General features: G+C 52.6%; 19 protein-coding genes. 17 read left to right on the top strand and 2 right to left on the bottom strand.

The genetic code is table 11. The features are described from left to right. Positions 1-16: 16 nt before the first annotated feature. The 3 genes from LDN04_RS16150 to LDN04_RS16140 are packed head-to-tail and all read left to right on the top strand — an operon-like array spanning position 17 to position 1,781. Positions 17-607: a class I SAM-dependent methyltransferase gene (locus tag LDN04_RS16150; protein ID WP_223913028.1), complete on the top strand. Its 591-nt coding sequence runs from the start codon at positions 17-19 to the stop codon at positions 605-607. Between the two features lie 45 nt (positions 608-652). Beyond that, a complete protein-coding gene (locus LDN04_RS16145) occupies positions 653-1,282 on the top strand; it encodes a PAS domain-containing protein (protein ID WP_223913025.1) in 630 nt (209 codons plus the stop codon). A gap of 46 nt (positions 1,283-1,328) precedes the next feature. Continuing rightward, entirely contained in the window at positions 1,329-1,781 is a 453-nt protein-coding gene (locus LDN04_RS16140; RefSeq protein ID WP_223913023.1) for a DUF2059 domain-containing protein, read from the top strand. Between the two features lie 416 nt (positions 1,782-2,197). On the opposite strand, the gene LDN04_RS16870 is transcribed toward LDN04_RS16140, so the two are convergent. Then, positions 2,198-2,326, bottom strand: coding sequence for a hypothetical protein (locus LDN04_RS16870; protein WP_255573473.1), 129 nt, complete (start codon positions 2,324-2,326; stop codon positions 2,198-2,200). Here LDN04_RS16870 and LDN04_RS16135 point away from each other — a divergent pair. The 4 genes from LDN04_RS16135 to LDN04_RS16120 all read left to right on the top strand — a co-directional run bounded on the left by LDN04_RS16135 (position 2,325) and on the right by LDN04_RS16120 (position 6,997). After that, the gene (locus LDN04_RS16135; protein WP_374045156.1) at positions 2,325-3,830 is read left to right on the top strand and encodes a fibronectin type III domain-containing protein; all 1,506 of its coding nucleotides are present in this window, start codon (positions 2,325-2,327) and stop codon (positions 3,828-3,830) included. The two genes, LDN04_RS16870 and LDN04_RS16135, sit on opposite strands and share 2 nt — an antisense overlap. A 105-nt stretch (positions 3,831-3,935) precedes the next feature. Then, positions 3,936-4,943, top strand: coding sequence for an ATP-dependent Clp protease proteolytic subunit (locus tag LDN04_RS16130; RefSeq protein WP_223913019.1), 1,008 nt, complete (start codon positions 3,936-3,938; stop codon positions 4,941-4,943). 93 nt (positions 4,944-5,036) lie between these two features. Continuing rightward, on the top strand, positions 5,037-6,059 hold the full coding sequence (locus tag LDN04_RS16125; RefSeq protein ID WP_223913017.1) for an SPFH domain-containing protein: 1,023 nt from the start codon (positions 5,037-5,039) through the stop codon (positions 6,057-6,059). Further along, positions 6,059-6,997, top strand: coding sequence for a sugar kinase (locus LDN04_RS16120; RefSeq protein WP_223913014.1), 939 nt, complete (start codon positions 6,059-6,061; stop codon positions 6,995-6,997). The genes LDN04_RS16125 and LDN04_RS16120 overlap by 1 nt, the downstream gene beginning before the upstream one ends. 103 nt (positions 6,998-7,100) lie before the next feature. Here the strand turns inward: LDN04_RS16120 and LDN04_RS16115 are convergent, their stop codons facing one another. Next, positions 7,101-8,048, bottom strand: a complete 948-nt coding sequence (locus tag LDN04_RS16115; protein WP_223913011.1) for a hypothetical protein — start codon at positions 8,046-8,048, stop codon at positions 7,101-7,103. 559 nt (positions 8,049-8,607) lie between these two features. Between LDN04_RS16115 and LDN04_RS16110 the strand changes: the two genes are divergently transcribed. The 10 genes from LDN04_RS16110 to LDN04_RS16065 all read left to right on the top strand — a co-directional run bounded on the left by LDN04_RS16110 (position 8,608) and on the right by LDN04_RS16065 (position 16,123). Continuing rightward, complete coding sequence (locus LDN04_RS16110; protein WP_223913008.1) at positions 8,608-9,294, top strand: hypothetical protein; 687 nt, start codon at positions 8,608-8,610, stop codon at positions 9,292-9,294. A gap of 146 nt (positions 9,295-9,440) precedes the next feature. Next, positions 9,441-10,511 (top strand): hypothetical protein, encoded by a 1,071-nt coding sequence (locus LDN04_RS16105; RefSeq protein ID WP_223913005.1) that lies wholly within the window; start codon positions 9,441-9,443, stop codon positions 10,509-10,511. A 12-nt stretch (positions 10,512-10,523) separates the two neighbouring features. Continuing rightward, positions 10,524-10,994, top strand: a complete 471-nt coding sequence (locus LDN04_RS16100; protein ID WP_223913002.1) for a flavodoxin family protein — start codon at positions 10,524-10,526, stop codon at positions 10,992-10,994. Between the two features lie 90 nt (positions 10,995-11,084). After that, positions 11,085-11,891 carry a hypothetical protein gene (locus LDN04_RS16095; RefSeq protein ID WP_223912999.1) on the top strand — a complete coding sequence of 269 codons (807 nt, stop codon included), beginning with the start codon at positions 11,085-11,087 and terminating at the stop codon, positions 11,889-11,891. A 67-nt stretch (positions 11,892-11,958) separates the two neighbouring features. Further along, complete coding sequence (locus tag LDN04_RS16090) at positions 11,959-12,729, top strand: hypothetical protein (protein ID WP_223912996.1); 771 nt, start codon at positions 11,959-11,961, stop codon at positions 12,727-12,729. A gap of 88 nt (positions 12,730-12,817) precedes the next feature. Next, positions 12,818-13,321 carry a DUF2569 family protein gene (locus tag LDN04_RS16085; protein WP_223912993.1) on the top strand — a complete coding sequence of 168 codons (504 nt, stop codon included), beginning with the start codon at positions 12,818-12,820 and terminating at the stop codon, positions 13,319-13,321. A 97-nt stretch (positions 13,322-13,418) separates the two neighbouring features. Continuing rightward, the gene (locus LDN04_RS16080; RefSeq protein WP_223912991.1) at positions 13,419-13,730 is read left to right on the top strand and encodes a hypothetical protein; all 312 of its coding nucleotides are present in this window, start codon (positions 13,419-13,421) and stop codon (positions 13,728-13,730) included. A gap of 432 nt (positions 13,731-14,162) precedes the next feature. Continuing rightward, positions 14,163-14,681: a hypothetical protein gene (locus LDN04_RS16075; protein WP_223912988.1), complete on the top strand. Its 519-nt coding sequence runs from the start codon at positions 14,163-14,165 to the stop codon at positions 14,679-14,681. A gap of 78 nt (positions 14,682-14,759) precedes the next feature. Then, positions 14,760-15,572: a hypothetical protein gene (locus tag LDN04_RS16070; protein ID WP_223912985.1), complete on the top strand. Its 813-nt coding sequence runs from the start codon at positions 14,760-14,762 to the stop codon at positions 15,570-15,572. A gap of 17 nt (positions 15,573-15,589) precedes the next feature. Further along, positions 15,590-16,123 (top strand): thioredoxin fold domain-containing protein, encoded by a 534-nt coding sequence (locus tag LDN04_RS16065; RefSeq protein WP_223912982.1) that lies wholly within the window; start codon positions 15,590-15,592, stop codon positions 16,121-16,123. Positions 16,124-16,140: the final 17 nt, after the last annotated feature.

Below are 16,140 nucleotides of genomic sequence, written 5' to 3'. Positions count from 1 at the left end.
CCGATAGGATGAGACCATGAACCAGGATAGTGCACAACATGTCTCTCTGCGCGGTGCCGTCGCCCTCTCCCACCTTCTCCTGCGGCAGCGGGTGCGGGCGGGGGACCGGGTGGTGGACGCCACCTGTGGCAACGGCAACGACACGCTCCTCCTTGCCCAACTGGTGGGACCAACGGGTCGGGTCTGGGGATTCGATCTCCAGGACCGGGCGCTGGATGCCACCCGCGAGCTCCTGACTGCAGAGGGGTGTCTTTCCCCGGTGGAACTGATCCGGGCCGGGCATGAGCGGCTCGGGGAGTTTGTGACGGAACCGCTGACGGCGGTAGTCTTCAACCTCGGCTACCTCCCCGGTGGCGACAAGGAGGTCGTCACCCGGCCGGTAACCACCCTCAGGGCACTCAACGGTGCCCTTGACCTTCTCCTTCCCGGCGGCATGCTCCTGGTGGCGGTCTACACCGGTCATGACGGTGCCACGGAAGAAGAAAAGGCCGTCCTCGTCTGGGGGAGCGGCCTCGATCCGAAGGCGTTCAATGTCTGGACAAGCCGCCAGCTCAACCGTCCCCCCACCGCCCCCTATCTGGTGCTGGTGGAGAAGCGTGGGGCGTAGTCCCCGACGAATCATTCCCCTGTCGGTTCACCCTGTGAGGATCAGATGATGAACGAAACGGAAACGCACGACATGCTCAGGGCGGTGTTCGACGTGCTCCCCTCCATGGTCTTCGTGGTCGACGAGGACGTGAAAATCCAGGAGTACAACGCTGCCGCCGCCGAACTCCTCGTGGCCGGCAGGACAACAATCCTCAAGCAGCGAGCCGGCGACATCCTCCATTGCGTCCATTCCCACGACGTGCCGGAAGGGTGTGGCAGAGCCCCGTCCTGTAAAGACTGCATCATCAGGAATTCCGTCGGCGAAGCTTTTCGGGGAAACCGGGTCGTGCGCCTCCGCACAAAACTGGTACGTGACCGGGACGGGGACAGGGTGGTGATGTACACACTCATCACCGCGTCTCCCTTTCTCTTCCAAGGGAAACCCCATGCACTGCTCGTGATCGAGGACATCAGCGAGATAGCCGAACTCCATCGCCTCATCCCCATCTGTTCCGTTTGCCGGAAAGTGCGGGACGACAAGGAGTCCTGGATGCAGGTCGAGGCCTATTTCAAGAACAGCTGGGACGTGGACTTCACCCATGGTTTTTGCCCCGACTGCCTCAAGATCGAGATGGACAGGATTGCGCGGATCAAGGCAGAACGGGGCGCGCCGGCAGGTTCGGGTACGCCATGAGCTGATGTTCCCGTTGTGACACTCAAGCGACGAAAGGATGCAGACCATGAAAAAACTTGTACTGGTTATCATGATGGGGCTCGTGAGCAGCACGGCATTCGCGGTCCAGGATACGGTGCAGAACAGGAATGCCGAAGCCGAGCGCTATCTTGCGGTTACGCCGCCGCGGGTGATGTTCCAGGACGTGGCGGATCAGATGGCTCTCAACCTGCCGCCGGACCAGCGGGAGCAATTCAGGAACATCATGACCAAGTATCTGGATATCGAGGCGGTCACGAAATCCATGAAGGATTCCATGGTCAAGATCTTTACCGCCGATGAGCTGGCCGCCCTGGCCGACTTCTACGGTTCCCCCGTCGGGGTGTCCGCCACGAAGAAGATGGGGGCGTTCATGGGAGAGCTGATGCCGACGATCCAGGCCGAGGCGTTGAAGGCGGTTGCCAAAGCCAACAGGGACATGAAGGATCCGGAAGAAGGGAAGGCCGAACCGGCACAGTGACTGATTTCCCCTGGCCCGAATGGTGAAGAGGAGCGAAGGGGCATAGCCCGCGGCTGTTGATTCTCCTTGACAGCCGATGCGCGGAGGGTTACAAACATTTCACCCTTTTGAATAACGCACCGCCTGGGAGCGCGCCATGAGCAGGCCCCTGTACCCCATCCAAACCGCCCATGCCGGCAATATGCCGGCTGGGCGGTTTTTTGCGTTATGAAGGGTAGATTTGCCGCTGAAAATACTCGGGCCTTTTTCAGGCGTGGGGCATGCCTATGCCGGTTGATCTTGCCCGCCAAAAGATGCGCGGGTTTGTTCCTATTAAATCGCGAGGAGGATTAAATGAAATTGCTCTATGTAATGCTGGTTTTGTGTGTGATGACGGTAACCGGTTGTGGAAGTGGCAGTTCCAACGGATCGTACTTTTACTCTCCCTCCAGCTCTTCCAGTACTGGTATGGGAACCTCTCCCGGGGCGCCGACCATCGGCAGTGCCATAGAGGGAAATACACAGGCAACCGTGAATTTTACGGCACCTGCCTCTGATGGCGGCATGCCAATTTTAGCATACACCGTAACCTCTAACCCCGGCGGCCTGAGCGCAACAGGCGCGGCAAGTCCGATAACCGTGACAGGCCTGACCAACGGCACTCCCTACACCTTTACCGTGACGGCAACGAATGTCGCGGGAACCAGTGCCCCATCGGCGGCATCCAACAGCGTGACGCCGGTGGCGACGGCACCCGGGGCGCCGACCGGGGTTACCGCCACATTTGGAGATCGCCTGGCGGTAGTGAGCTTTGTGGCTCCGCCCAGCGGCGGCAGCACGATAACCGGTTACACCGTGACCTCGATCCCCGGCGGCATCACGGCAACAGGTACGACAAGTCCGATAACCGTGACAGGCCTGACCAACGGCACCGCCTATACCTTTACCGTGACGGCGACAAATGCCATTGGAACGAGCGTCGTCTCAGCGGCATCCGGCAGTGTGACACCGGTGACACCCAGGCTCATGGGTGGCGCAGTTCAGGGAATCCCGCTCAGCAAGGCACCCGTCACCGTCAGCACCCTTGCAGGCAGCACGTGGGGGTCAATCGACGGGACGGGAACGGCGGCGTCTTTCGGACAAGTATTCGGCATCACCACGGATGGCGCCAACCTCTACGTAACGGAGATCAACGGCACGGTCCGCAAAACGGTAATCGCCACCGGCGTCGTCACCACCCTGGCGGGTACTTTCAATCTTAATGGCTATGCGGACGGGACGGGACCGGCGGCCCAGTTCGGAAGACCTGCAGGCATCACCACGGATGGCACCAACCTCTATATGACCGACTCAAAGAACCTCAATGTCCGGAAGATAGTCATTGCCACCGGAGAAGTCACCACCCTGGCAGGCCAGACCACGGACTATCCCCCCCCCACGCCGATTGACGGGATCGGCACGGCGGCGCGCTTCGGAAAACCCCAGGGAATCACCACGGACGGCACGAACCTCTATGTGGCGGATTTCGGCTATTCCTCAATCAGGAAGATTGTGATCGCCACCGGTGAAGTCACCACTCTGGCCGGTACGGCGGGTACCGTCGGTTCTGCTGACGGAATCGGCGCTGCAGTGAGGTTCAACGGGCTTGAGGGGATCACCACGGACGGCACGTATCTCTACGTGGCGGACACGTACAATTGCACTATCAGAAAAGTGGTGATCGCCACCGGAGAGGTCACCACCCTGGCAGGCGCTCCCTTGGCCACGGGGGGGACGGACGGTATCGGCACGGCGGCACGTTTCCAGGAACCCATGGGGATCATTACCGATGGCGCATACCTCTATATCGCGGACCAGGCCGCCGGCAACGTTCGCAGGATGCTCCTCTCCACGAAAGCCGTCACCACCCTGGCAGGCGCTCCCGCCGGTACCCTCCCGGGTCAAACGATGGGGTATGCCGACGGGACCGGAACCGCGGTGAGATTCAACCATCCCCGGTGCATCACCACGGATGGCAAGAGCCTCTTCATAGCCGATGGCGATAACGGTCGCATACGAAAGATGCAATGATTGGATTATCCTGAGGAAAGGGCAGACCTGCACATGTAAAATTTGAAGTGCGGGTCTGCCCCCTTCATGACAATAACGAGTCGAACCTCCGCAAAGGAACCCCGAATGGAAAACCAAGAACCACAAAAAGTGAAGCAACCGCCCGTTTTGTTCAATAAAACGCAGGCCATAATTACCAAAATAAGTACGATCCTAGGCGGGAAGTTCATTACGTATTGGAATAACCGCAAGGGCGAAGTCTGTAACAATGACGTGATAGCTCTCTATGCGATCCTGGAAAGGCTCAACAAGCACGAAACCGTCTATCTGTACATCAAGTCAAGCGGGGGAAATGGGCAGGCCGCCCTTCGCTTGGTCAATCTGATGCGACAATATTGCGACAGATTGGTTGTTCTTGTCCCCCTGCAATGCGCCTCAGCGGCAACCATGCTGGCATTGGGCGCTGACGAGATCCAGATGGGTCCGATGGCATATCTGACCGCGGTTGATACCTCTCTCACCCACGATCTTTCACCCGTAGATCGTGACAACGATCGGGTAAGTGTCAGCCTTGATGAACTAACCCGTCTCATCAGCCTGTGGAAGGCGGAGCAATCCGACATAAAGGAAAACCCCTATAAGGTACTGTTCCAGTATGTCCATCCACTGGTTGTCGGAGCGGTAAATCGCGCGGAATCCCTATCCATAATGCTGTGCAAGGAGCTGCTGAACTATCACATCGCCGATGGGGAGACCGCGGACCGTATAGCCAATACCCTCAATTCGAATTACCCCTCGCATAATTATCCCATTCTTTTCGATGAAGCACAGCGGATCGGCTTAAACGTTGTCCGCATGACTCCCCACGTCAATACGCTCCTGCTCGAACTCAACGAGCTGTACAGTGAAATGGGGCAAAAAGCCACGACGGACTTTGACGAAATACGGGCACATGGTAACGAGATACTGAATATCTGGGAGGCTTCGGATCATCAGATATATTATCAGGAAGACAAGGATTGGTTCTATCGGGGAGAAGAGAGGCGCTGGATTACGATGAATGACAACAGTAGCTGGCGCAGGATAGAGCGCATCAACGGGAAACCCAAAAAATCGGTATTGCACATCGCATAGGGGAGTGTTCAACCATGCACCTCCTGGCACACGAGTGAGGGGCCAGGGGTTCGCTTACATGGAATGTAATCTGACATAAAGCGAGGAGACCACATGTTAGGGATCAAGTTCATTAAAGTCCAGCCAACCGATTATGTGCTGCTTTACCGAAATGGGCAATTGGTGAGGGAAGGTGTTGGCCTGGCCTTTTTTTATTTTGCGCCAGCTTCTTCGATAGTACGCATACCGGTCGCAAGCACTGATGTCCCTTTTATTTTCAAAGAGGTCACGTCAGATTTTCAGGAGGTAACGGTACAAGGACAGCTCACCTACAGCATAACCGACCCGAAAAAACTATCGCAATTGATGAATTTCTCGTTAGCACCAAACGGGAAAGATTATACGTCGGATGATCCGCAAAAACTTTCGCAACGGCTCATCAACCATGCCCAGGTATTAACACGATCTTCCTTGAAAAAAATGTCCCTGCGCCAGGCACTCGGGAGCTCTGACGGCCTTGTAAATGCGTTGCGGGAGGGGATGCGGCAATCGGAGGAAACGACCTCCCTGGGGATAGAGATTCTGGGCTTGTCGATTTTAGCCATCAAACCGACACCCGAGACTTCACGCGCCCTTGAGGCGGAGATACGAGAGCAGATACTTCGTGAAGCGGACGATGCAGTCTATACACGGAGAAATGCGGCGGTGGAGCAGGAACGGGCGATAAAGGAAAATGAGTTGAACACGGAAATTGCCGTTGAAAACAAAAAACGGCAGATCAGAGAAACGCAGATGGATGCTGAAAAGTCAGTTCAGAAAAAAATGCGCGAATTAAGCGAGGCAGAAATGTCGGCGAAGATCGCGCTCGAAGAGAAAAACCGCGAATTTGTCACCCTTGCTTCCGAGAACACAAAGCAGGAGGCAGATGCAAAGGCATATGGCATTTCAGCTGTCATGGGGGCGCTAGCGAAGACCGATCCCAAGACGCTGCAGGCATTGGCGAGTGTCGGAATGAATCCCGGCCAGCTTGTGGCGAGCGCTTTTAAAGAGCTGGCCGAGAATGCAGATAAAATCGGCCAGTTAAATATTTCGCCGGAGCTGTTGCGCGAGCTCATGTCAAAGGGAACACCCAAGTAATGGATCGTACCAGCGAAAACAAGATTGTACTGATCGTCAGAAAAACCCGGTTGGACGAACTCATTGCGCGTTTCAATACGGAGGCACAGGCACGATTTTACGTCGAGCATCTCGGGGCTGATTTCTCCGATTACAAGCGTGAGCACGAGAAATACAAAGCCTCCGTCCAAGATGCCCAGCGACTTCTTTCGCACATAGGTCGCCTGCAAACTGTTGACAGGGAGTTTATTACAAATTTCATCTTTGGTCACACCGACACTGTCGTCGTTCTTGGCCAGGATGGGCTGGTTGCCAACGTCATCAAATACCTGAATGGCCAGTCTGTTGTGGGAGTAAATCCCGATCCGGATCGATGGGAGGGAGTCCTCCTGCCATTTACGGTGTCTGACTTGCCGGGGATTATTCCTGCCGTGTTCTCTGAAAGCCGACCGGTCCGCGAAGTAACAATGGCAAAGGCTGAACTCAACAACGGCCAGACGCTTTACGGCGTGAACGATCTGTTCATAGGGCCGAAATCGCATACGTCTGCCCACTATGAACTACAGATCGACGACCGTTTGGAGACGCATTCTTCCAGTGGAATCATTGTTTCAACCGGGCTCGGGTCGACCGGTTGGTTCAGGAGCATACTTGCTGGTGCTACAGGCATTGCGTCCCGCCTTTCCGGCAAAAAACTGCCAGGGAAACTGCAGGATAATTTTGAATGGGATGCAAACTATTTGTATTTCTCGGTTCGTGAGCCGTGGCCAAGCAAGACATCATCTGCCGAGACCACCTTTGGCAAAATCACCCCAAAGAAACCCCTCAAGCTCATCTCTCACATGCCTGAGCATGGAGTGATCTTTAGTGACGGGATAGAAAATGATTTCCTTGAGTTCAATTCGGGAACACTTGCCATGATCTCGGTGGCAGAAAAAAAAGGGCATCTGGTTATATGAAATATGCCACCAGGCAATCGGACCCGTCCTGTCGCCTCGGAAACGCCACAAAAAAAGCCTGCATATGCAGGCTTTTTTTGTGGGACTGGTTGTCGCGTGAGCGTTACGGGGCGGTAACGAAGGTCCCGGTGCCCGTATCGACCTCCACCGTGTAGCCGGTGGCGTTGAACGTTATTCTCGCACTGGTGCCGCTGGCGCCGGTGAACAGGAGCACGCCGGAGGTCGGCTGCCCGGAGAGAGACGATACCTGGAGCGGGACCGGGGTCGAAATGTCCACGTAGCCGTAGACCGGATCGTAGTACCTGCCGGTGATGGTGAGCGCCCACTGGGCGGTGAGAGTGAAGGTATAGTCCTTCACCCAGCTGATGGCGCCGGTGGTGTTGTTGCGCAGGAACAGGTTGGCGGTCACGGCCCTGGTACCGGTGCTACTCAGGCTCCAGCTTATCGTGCCGGACATGGTGAAGGTTTTGCCCGATTCGGTGGCGGCGAAGTCCGTGAAACTCAGGCTGAACGAGGAGAACTTCCCGCTCGTCTGGTCATACACCCCGGAAAACGTCACCACGCCGGAGATGAAGGGGCCGTTCTGGACCTCCTGGAAATTCGTGTAGGTGAAGGTGCCGCTGAAGGAACCGTTCGTCTCGTTGACATTGAGCACGTAGCTGAGGGTGCCTCCGTAAGTGCCGGGAATGCTGACCTGCACGGATGCCCCCGTAGCAGCCGGACCGGTCGCACCTTTGGGATCGAGCCGCTGTACCGAGGCGGCCAGGGTATCCGCAACCACCTGTACCAGCGGAGCGTCGGTGGTCGCACCCCCGTTGCCGGCCGTAACCACGCCGACCGACCCCAGGGTAGCGCTGGCTTGTGCCCCGTTGTATGCATCCACTGATACCGCTCTGGCGTTGGCGGTGCTCAGTGTAGCCTGATTGGTCGCTCCGCTGTAGCTGCCGCTTGAGGTACTCCCTCCGCTGCTCCCGCTCCCGCCACCACCGCATGCCGCCAGGCAAGTGGCGGTCACTACCGCTGTCAGAATGATTCTCAACCCGTGCATCATGTACCCCTCCTTGTTTGCTGGCTTTGCCAGGTATCACGCATCGACTGCGACCATACTACAAAATAATCTCAATGAGAATGTATTTTTGTTGTTCAAGCCTTAGGAAAAGCTTAAGGGGCCTGCCTGCATGACAATTCGGCAGGCAAGAAGTCAGGAATTATGAGGGTGCGGGAGGAGGGTCGGTGGCTGGAGCTGCCGGCCTTCAGCATTTCCCGGTGACAGTTTCTCCTTGACAGCCGATGCGCGGAGGGTTACAAAAGTCTCATTCTTCTGAATACTGCACTGTCTGGGAGCGCGCCATGAGCAGGCCCCTGTACCCCATCGAGACCGCCCATGCTGGCAATATGCCGGCTGGGCGGTTTTTTGCGTGAAGGTACGCCCGCACTTGAAACCGGGGTGGAAAGAAGCGTTTCACGGGAGAAATGTTCCATTTGGGTAGATCAGCGGTTCACGCGCGTGTGCGTGAACCGCTCAATAACGTGTTGCGCGCCAAGGCAAAAGCTCCGTTTAGGTGGTCAACAGTATCTCTTGGAGTATCAAACAAAAAGGAGACAAGACGATGAAAATGAAATGGTTGGTTGTGATTGGTTTAATTGTAGTTGCGTTCTCAAGCGGGTGTACGCGGTCATTTGATGTCGCTTATCAAGCTGATGCTGCACGTCTATCAAACGCAACAGAATTAGAAAAATATTCTTTAGGTGTTGCTAAGTTTGAGGATAAAAGGGCGTGGGTCGAGGAGGGTAATGTTAAAAGCGAAAGTTTTGTTGCATTACAAGGCCCTTGGAAATTTGGCATGACGTACAAAGAAACTGATTACATACCAGTCAAAGACTTACTCCAAGAACTTCTGGTTCAAGAATTGACAAAAGCTGGCTTTAAGGCAAAGGCGCTGGACAAGGTGCTCTCAAAGTCCAATGCACAAAGCATCAAAGAATTAAACAAAGAGCAGACTAGTGATTACATAATAGGTGGGCAATTACTGTCGTTCGAGTTTGTCAATGAAACAGGGTTTTTGACTGTTACCAGTCGGAGAAACGCAACTCTTAACTTAAATCTGTTTGATGGCAAAAGCTCAGATGTACTTATTGATACGGTCATCAATGAAACAGACCGCGAAGGGGAAGGAATGGGGGTAATGCACTCAACAAATATTGAAAAGCTTATGAATCGAGTTTTTAAAAAAGTAGCACAACAAGTTATACAGAAAACGGCTGATAAAGTTTCTCAATCTCAAGCTCAAAAGTAAGAATGGAACGATAGTGGTGTCAGGTTTGCAGTTTTGCAATTTATAATTACACAATTGCAAGCCTGACACGATTGCAGTTCCCCTTGACTTTACTTATCATGGATGTCCCTTTTCCTCTTTTCCTTTTCTTGGCGAGAAAGGCGTGTATGGGATTTATCGATTTGATTCAGGAGTTGCGGACAGGCGCACCGAATCCGAAAAAAGCGGCAAAGACCATGAAGTTTCTTGGTTGGGGATGCCTTTTCGGCGGGCTTTGGAATTTCATCCTTCCCCAAACCGAACCGTTTAAGGCGGATTTTCACATTCCCGCGTCGTATCCGTATGTAGCACTGATTGCCTTTATTGCCGTCGGTGTTTTGTTTCTTATCGCTGCACGTGGGGTTCTGGAATTGGAGCCGTGGGGGAAAAGGTTTGGTCAGGCGGCAGTCATTCTGCTTCTTGCCGAGATAATTCTTTTTCCGCTTATGATACTGCCTGAGTTCATGCAATTCCCTGCCGGCGGCGGGATATCCAAGAACATCCCGTATGTTTTTTTTGCTATCGCACTAGCCCAGTTCGGGTTGCCAGCCTATTTCGGGTTCAGGTACTTGGGCCGCCTTCCTGTCAAGGACGAACCGTACGACGTAGCTCAGTATAACCCGGAAAACATCTCTCGTTCGCTCTCCGAAAGGATGAATGAGAGGACAACCAGCCAGACTGTCGAAGCCAAATACAAAGATTCTCCGTTTCCCTTCGGGATAATGGGGACCTTCCCCTTGTTGATAGCAGTGCCGCTACTGCTGGTATTCGCAACGGAGAAGTATGTGGGGCCCGAGTCGATCGGATTGGTATTTCCCGGGATAATCCTGTTCGTATTTCTGGGACCGACGATCTTCAACTATCTTCCCTCCCCCTTTGAGAAAAACCGAAAACTTCTCGCGAGCTTCACCGGTGGCGGTTCAATTTTCCTATTCCATGGATCAGTCCCCTTCTTCAGGCTCATGGTCTACGGCGATGCTCTTGAAGTACGGGTGATGTTTCACCGCTTCCTGATCCCATTTGACCGGATGGAAGACTTTCCCAACAAAATCGGCTTCTTCAGTACGGGCATCCTGATCAAGTCAGACCTGCCGGATGTACCGTCGAGCATCCGGTTCAGCGGCTTCGGCATGAAGAAGATACTCGGCGTCGTGAATGAAGCCAGAAGTTCATTCATAGCCGCGTCACCGGCACCATAAGGAGAACTGTCGATGAAAACCGTGCTCGTCACCTACTATTCCCGCAGCGGCAATACGAAGAAAATGGCGGAGATGATCACCAAGGGGCTGGTTGTCCGCGGCATAAAGGCTGACCTGATACCGGTGGAGGAGGTGCCGATTGATTCCCTGCCGGGCTACGACGGCTACATCGTCGGTTCGCCCAACTACTTCGGCACCATGGCCTGGCCCATCAAAAAGTTCGTCGACGAGAGCGTCAAGTACTACAAGAAGCTGGAGGGGAAGGCTGCGGCGGCCTTCACCTCCGAAGGGGTCATCGGCGGCGGGGGGGACGCGGTGCTGCTGGATATCCTCAAATGCTTCCTGATCCACGGCTGCGTCGTGCAGGGACTCACGGGGATAGGACATTTCGGGCCGGTCGCCATCGGGGCGCCGGACGAGCGGATCGGGAAGGAAGTGGACATTCTTGTGGAGCGGTTCGGTGCGCTGCTGGAGAAGTTGTAAGCGGTGGAGAAATGTTCCAATTGGGTGAATGACCAGTTCACGCGCACGCGCGCGAACTGATCAATAGCTAGTTAGGACAATAAAAGGAAAATGAAAATTTTCGAGAAACTGATAAAACAACCGTGGAGAATTCCTGGATTCATCATTGCAATTTTCCTGGGGTTATTGCTGTCTCCATTACTGCTTATTTTCGGAATTTACATACTATGGGACAATTGGAAACATAAAAAGAGGCAGATTAAAGCCGAAGCAAATGTAACAACTGAAATTGGTGTGAAATCAGTCGGCACTGCGGAGATAAATAAAGCCTTAAAAAGACATCTGTTCCCAGTCATACGTCAGCATGGATTTACAAAGTTTAAAGGTAAAAGAAGCTACAAATACAATATATCCTCGGTATTTGTCGTCAGTGTCGAGGCTGTAGGCAAGCATTTCTCGGACGTTACCGGCTTTACTCCTTCTTCCTTCATGTGCACCTTGGGAGTATATTTCCCATTTGTCATCAATAAGTACGACCCAGAAGGAAAGGGAATTGAGTATGACAAAGATGGCCTGCCAGTTGGTATCTACCTTCATCAATCTCTTCGCCTTGAAAACTTCGATTTTTCGAAACAGAAGTGCCGTCAGAGTATAGATAACCCTGCAAATGCTACTCGTAAAGATGTCTGGTGGGTAGAACGTGATGGTTCTAATGCTGAAGATATGGTCCTTGATCTTGTAGCGGCTTTTCTAGCAACTGCGCCGGCATGGTTCGCTTCCTATGAAGATCTCGAAACTGCGTTCCATGAAATAGAAAAAGAACGAGATTGTCCCGGTAAGTTTGAAAAACTCTACTACATGGCGAAAGAGCTTAAAAATGAAGCCATGGCAGAGCATTATAAGGCAAAAATGTCCTAACACGCGGCGGCAGACGGTCTTCGCTACGCTACGCCGCTGCGCCGCAGCCCCGTTGGTGAGGATAAGAATGAAACTGATTACAGCAACAATACTTGCCTTTGCAATAATACTTTCCTTTTCCTGCCCACTTTGGAGTGCTGAGCCGAGTTTTGAAAACACGGTCAAAAAATTCATAAAAGTTGTGGCCCGTAAAGACCGAAAGGCTTTAGCAAATTTAGTTTCGTACCCGCTACAACGGAGGGTTCCCCTTTCAAGCATAGACAACCCGAAACAATTCTTGGAAGCTTACGACGAAATAGTAGACGAAAAGATCATAAAATCGATTTCCACTTCCAAGGTTTCAGCCGATTGGTCTGAAATGGGATGGAGAGGAATTATGTTCCAAAACGGGCCATTGTGGCTTGATGAGGAAGGAAAAATAACCGCCATCAACTACCAGACAGAAAAAGGTAAGCGTAAGCGAGCTGAGCTGATTGAAGCGGATAAGCAAAAGCTACATGCCAGTCTACGTGATTTTATTGAGCCGATTCTGGAGTGGGAAACTGCCAAATATAGAATTCGTATCGATAAAATTACTGACGTTACATTCCGATATGCCGTCTGGCCGGTTCAAAAAAAATCCTCAGAAACACCAGACTTAATTTTACGAAATGGGACTCTCACCTTCGACGGGAGTGGTGGGAATCACCATTATGATTTCAAGAGTGGCGAGGTTCTTTATCGATGCTTAGTGTGGGTAATCGGAGACGCGGATACTCCTCCCGGAGAGGTCGAAATCTATAAACGTAAGAAGTTAGTGTTGAATCAGCCTGTAATGAAAGTCATCAAAGGTAGGTGAAAGCACCAACCACTCGGCGGCAGACGGTCTTCGCTACGCTACGCCGCTGCGCCGCAGCCCCGTTAGATGAAATGAAAATGGAGGCTTTATGGCTTGGGATTGCCCTTCTTGCGGGTACACTGGAAATGATGATGAAACATTGCGATGTTCTTGCGGCCACGAAAATCTGGTCTATGAGGCACCTAACTTCAACAAAATTGACGGAGCCCTTATATTTGTAGCGGTTGGCCTTATAATCTCAGTCATCACGATCCTTTCATCATTTACCGATGCGGTAGCATTTGCAGCAGGTGGAGAAAGATTCGCGATCATGATTATCGGAGCAATTATAGTCATAATACCAATCGGCTTGCTCATGCTACTGTTCAAAAGAAAGCGATCATTTCCGAGGTACATAAAATTGTGGTATCTCGCCAACTTAATCGTCGCATATCTTAACTTCCTATCAATCAAAGCATCGCCAGACACACCTGAAAAGATCAAGACGTTGAATAACGCCATTGATGTTTTGGCGCTAACTTTCATTGGTTGTTGTATCTGGGTTACTTACTTCTTTGTCTCTGCCCGAGTGAAAAAGACGTTTGTAAGATAGGAGCACGAAAAGAAATCTAACTAAGCGCGGCAGGCGGTCGGTCGCGATAACCCCGCGCCCGCCGCTGCGCTCTCGCACGTTGGGTGGATAAAATAAAATGAACAATAACATTCATCAAGCAATTGGCATATGTAACCAAATCCTCGTCATTGTCGGAGTAATTTTCCCAATAACGACGGCATATATGTTTTTGATTATTCGCCTTAACGGAGAAAACCCAATTTTAATGTTTGCCGAAAGCAGTTTCTCGATCAGCTTTAATCTGAAGCTTTTTGGTTACTTGCGTCAGCGATATTTTGAAATCAAGAAAGGCCGGTTGATACCCCATTTGAATCGTATTTCTTGGTATGTCGGTATTGCCGCATTCATCGTCAATTTCGGCTTAATGGTATTAGAGGCAATAAGGTAGCACCCAACCAGACGCTAGACCTAAAACCCGTCAGGTCAGCGCCCACGGCGTTCGGTGAATAAGATGACAGACCATAATCAAAATAGAATCGATGAACCGACCAAACTTGAAGAACAAAAATCCACACGTCATTATGGCGGGGTTATTTGGGGGCTTGTACTTGGCTCCTTCGTTGTCGGTTCTTATGTTATGAATCTGTCTCATTCTGAGTTCAAAACACTTCTAAATTAGCTTTGGTCTTAACATTCGGAGTTTTTGTGGGAATAGGGGCAATTTTCGGCGAAAAGTTTATGGAGAAATTAGGTGAATGGCTGAAATGGTTTTGACCATTCAGAAATGACTGGGAAGAAGACACACCGAACCAGCGCTCGGACCATGAACGGGCATAAGCCCGCCCGTCAGGTCAAGCGCAAAGCCGTTAGCGAGAATAGAATGACAACCAAAATTTATTGCACAGTTTGCGGCGCTGAAAATGACATAGAACAGGGGGGGCCATCTTTCTGCTACAACTGCGACAATGAACTAAGCGGAAAAGTTCATATAACCGAGGCATCACAGGGTTCAGTGGATGATATGATTAAACGTACATTCGCTTGCGTTTATTTCGCGATATTTATCCTGTCTACAATAGGATTTTTACTTTCACTTGGCGATACTGGAAGCACATCAAGTGCAGCAGATCTAATGCTTCTTATTCCAATGCTTTTTCACTTTATTTGGGTTAAATGGGCAAGAGAAATCACTGGCGTGTATAAAGGCAAGAATAGGTACGTATTCCTAAGAAGTATTATCCTTTATTCAATTATAACCCTGACTATATATGCAGTTATAACCATAAAAAACATGGACAGCGTTGGGCTCATATTTCTAATGCTATTCTCGTTGATACTCTTTTATTCGTATTTTTTTGGGAAAAAGAATACTGGCTGGAATTACTTCAAATTTCTTTAGCAAAGCATTCGCTAACCAGGCGCACGACCTGACCGAAATCTGTCAGGTCAGCGCCCACAGACGTTCGCCAGACAAAAAATGAAAAACCTATTCCACCACAAAATCAATTTCACCGAGCGCTTCAAGCGCCGCCATTCCTTGCGCTTCCATATGTCGTTGATCCTCCTGGCGACGGTATGCGCCGGGTTTCTGGCGACGCGCATCATGCTTGGCCTGGATCTGGATAACGTCATGATCCGTTATCCCCTTGCCGTCGTCTTCGCCTATGTGATCTTCTTCACAGCGGTGAAGCTCTGGCTGAAATACATTGCGTACACCCCCGCTGCACAGGTCCGTGACAATTCACCCGATCTGCTCGACGTGCTGCCCGACATGCCGATTTCAGGCGGCAATTTTAACGTCGGCGAGGTGTTTCAGGGTGGCGGCGGAGAGTTCTCCGGTGCGGGGGCATCGGGAAGTTTTGATGCAGTAGCGGAGAGCGGGACGAGCGTCCTTCCCGGCGGCATCGACACGGGGGGTGGTATCGGTGACGCGGTGGGGGATGTGGCCGGGGAAGCGGTGTCGTCGGCGCTCGGTGACGAGGGAGGCATCGTGGCCGTGGTTATTTTTGCGGTGCTGGCCGCTATTGTGGCGGTGGTCGTCGGTGCCGGCGTCTACCTGGTCTACGAAGCCCCGTTCATCCTCTCCGAAGCGGCGTTCGAGTTCGTCCTCGCCGCAAGTCTCGTCCGCGGAACCCGGCGCATGGATAGTGCGGAGTGGATGGGAAGCGTCTTCAAGACCACCGGCGTACCTTTTGCCATAACGCTTGCCTTGGCGCTTCTGGCCGGGTATCTTATGCATCGGTACTTCCCCGGCGTCACCCGTATTTCCGAACTGATTGCGTATCTGTGATTGAAAAAAGGCATACTATGTCACGTTTCCTGCTTGCACTCTGCATCCTGGTCTGCCTGCCATCGCTGCTGTTCGCGGCCGATACCGACGCGGCCTGGCTCACGGGTGTCCCGCTCGACAAGGCGATCCGGATCGGCACCGGCCGGCAGGTGGTGATCGAGGTTTCCGACCCGGACTGCCGGTTCAGTCGCCGGATGGTCCGCTACTGGGACCTGCGGCGGGATGTCACCCGGTATGTCTTCCTGGTCGCCCTGAAGAACCACCCCGACGCGGCGGAGAAGGTGCGCTATATCCTTTGCGCCCCGGACCGGGCGGCCGCCTACCGGGAGGTGTACGCCGGCAAGCTCGATTTCGACGAGAAGGCGGCTGACCGGTCGTGCGACGTCAAGGGGGTGCAGGATCTGCACCGGGACATCGCGGCAAGGCTTGGAGCAGTCGGCACGCCGACTTACGTCATCAACGGGGTGAAGGTCGGCGGCGCCAAGGTGGGGGAGATAGAGCGGTTACTGGGCGGAGAAAAGATTCCTTTCGATGCCGGTGACCCTGAGTGACGACCCGTTTTTTATGT

Source organism: Geobacter sp. AOG1, from assembly GCF_019972315.1.
Classification (GTDB): domain Bacteria; phylum Desulfobacterota; class Desulfuromonadia; order Geobacterales; family Geobacteraceae; genus Geomobilimonas.
The sequence above is the reverse complement of the archived record's forward strand: the minus strand, read 5'-3'. Positions and strand labels throughout refer to the sequence as shown.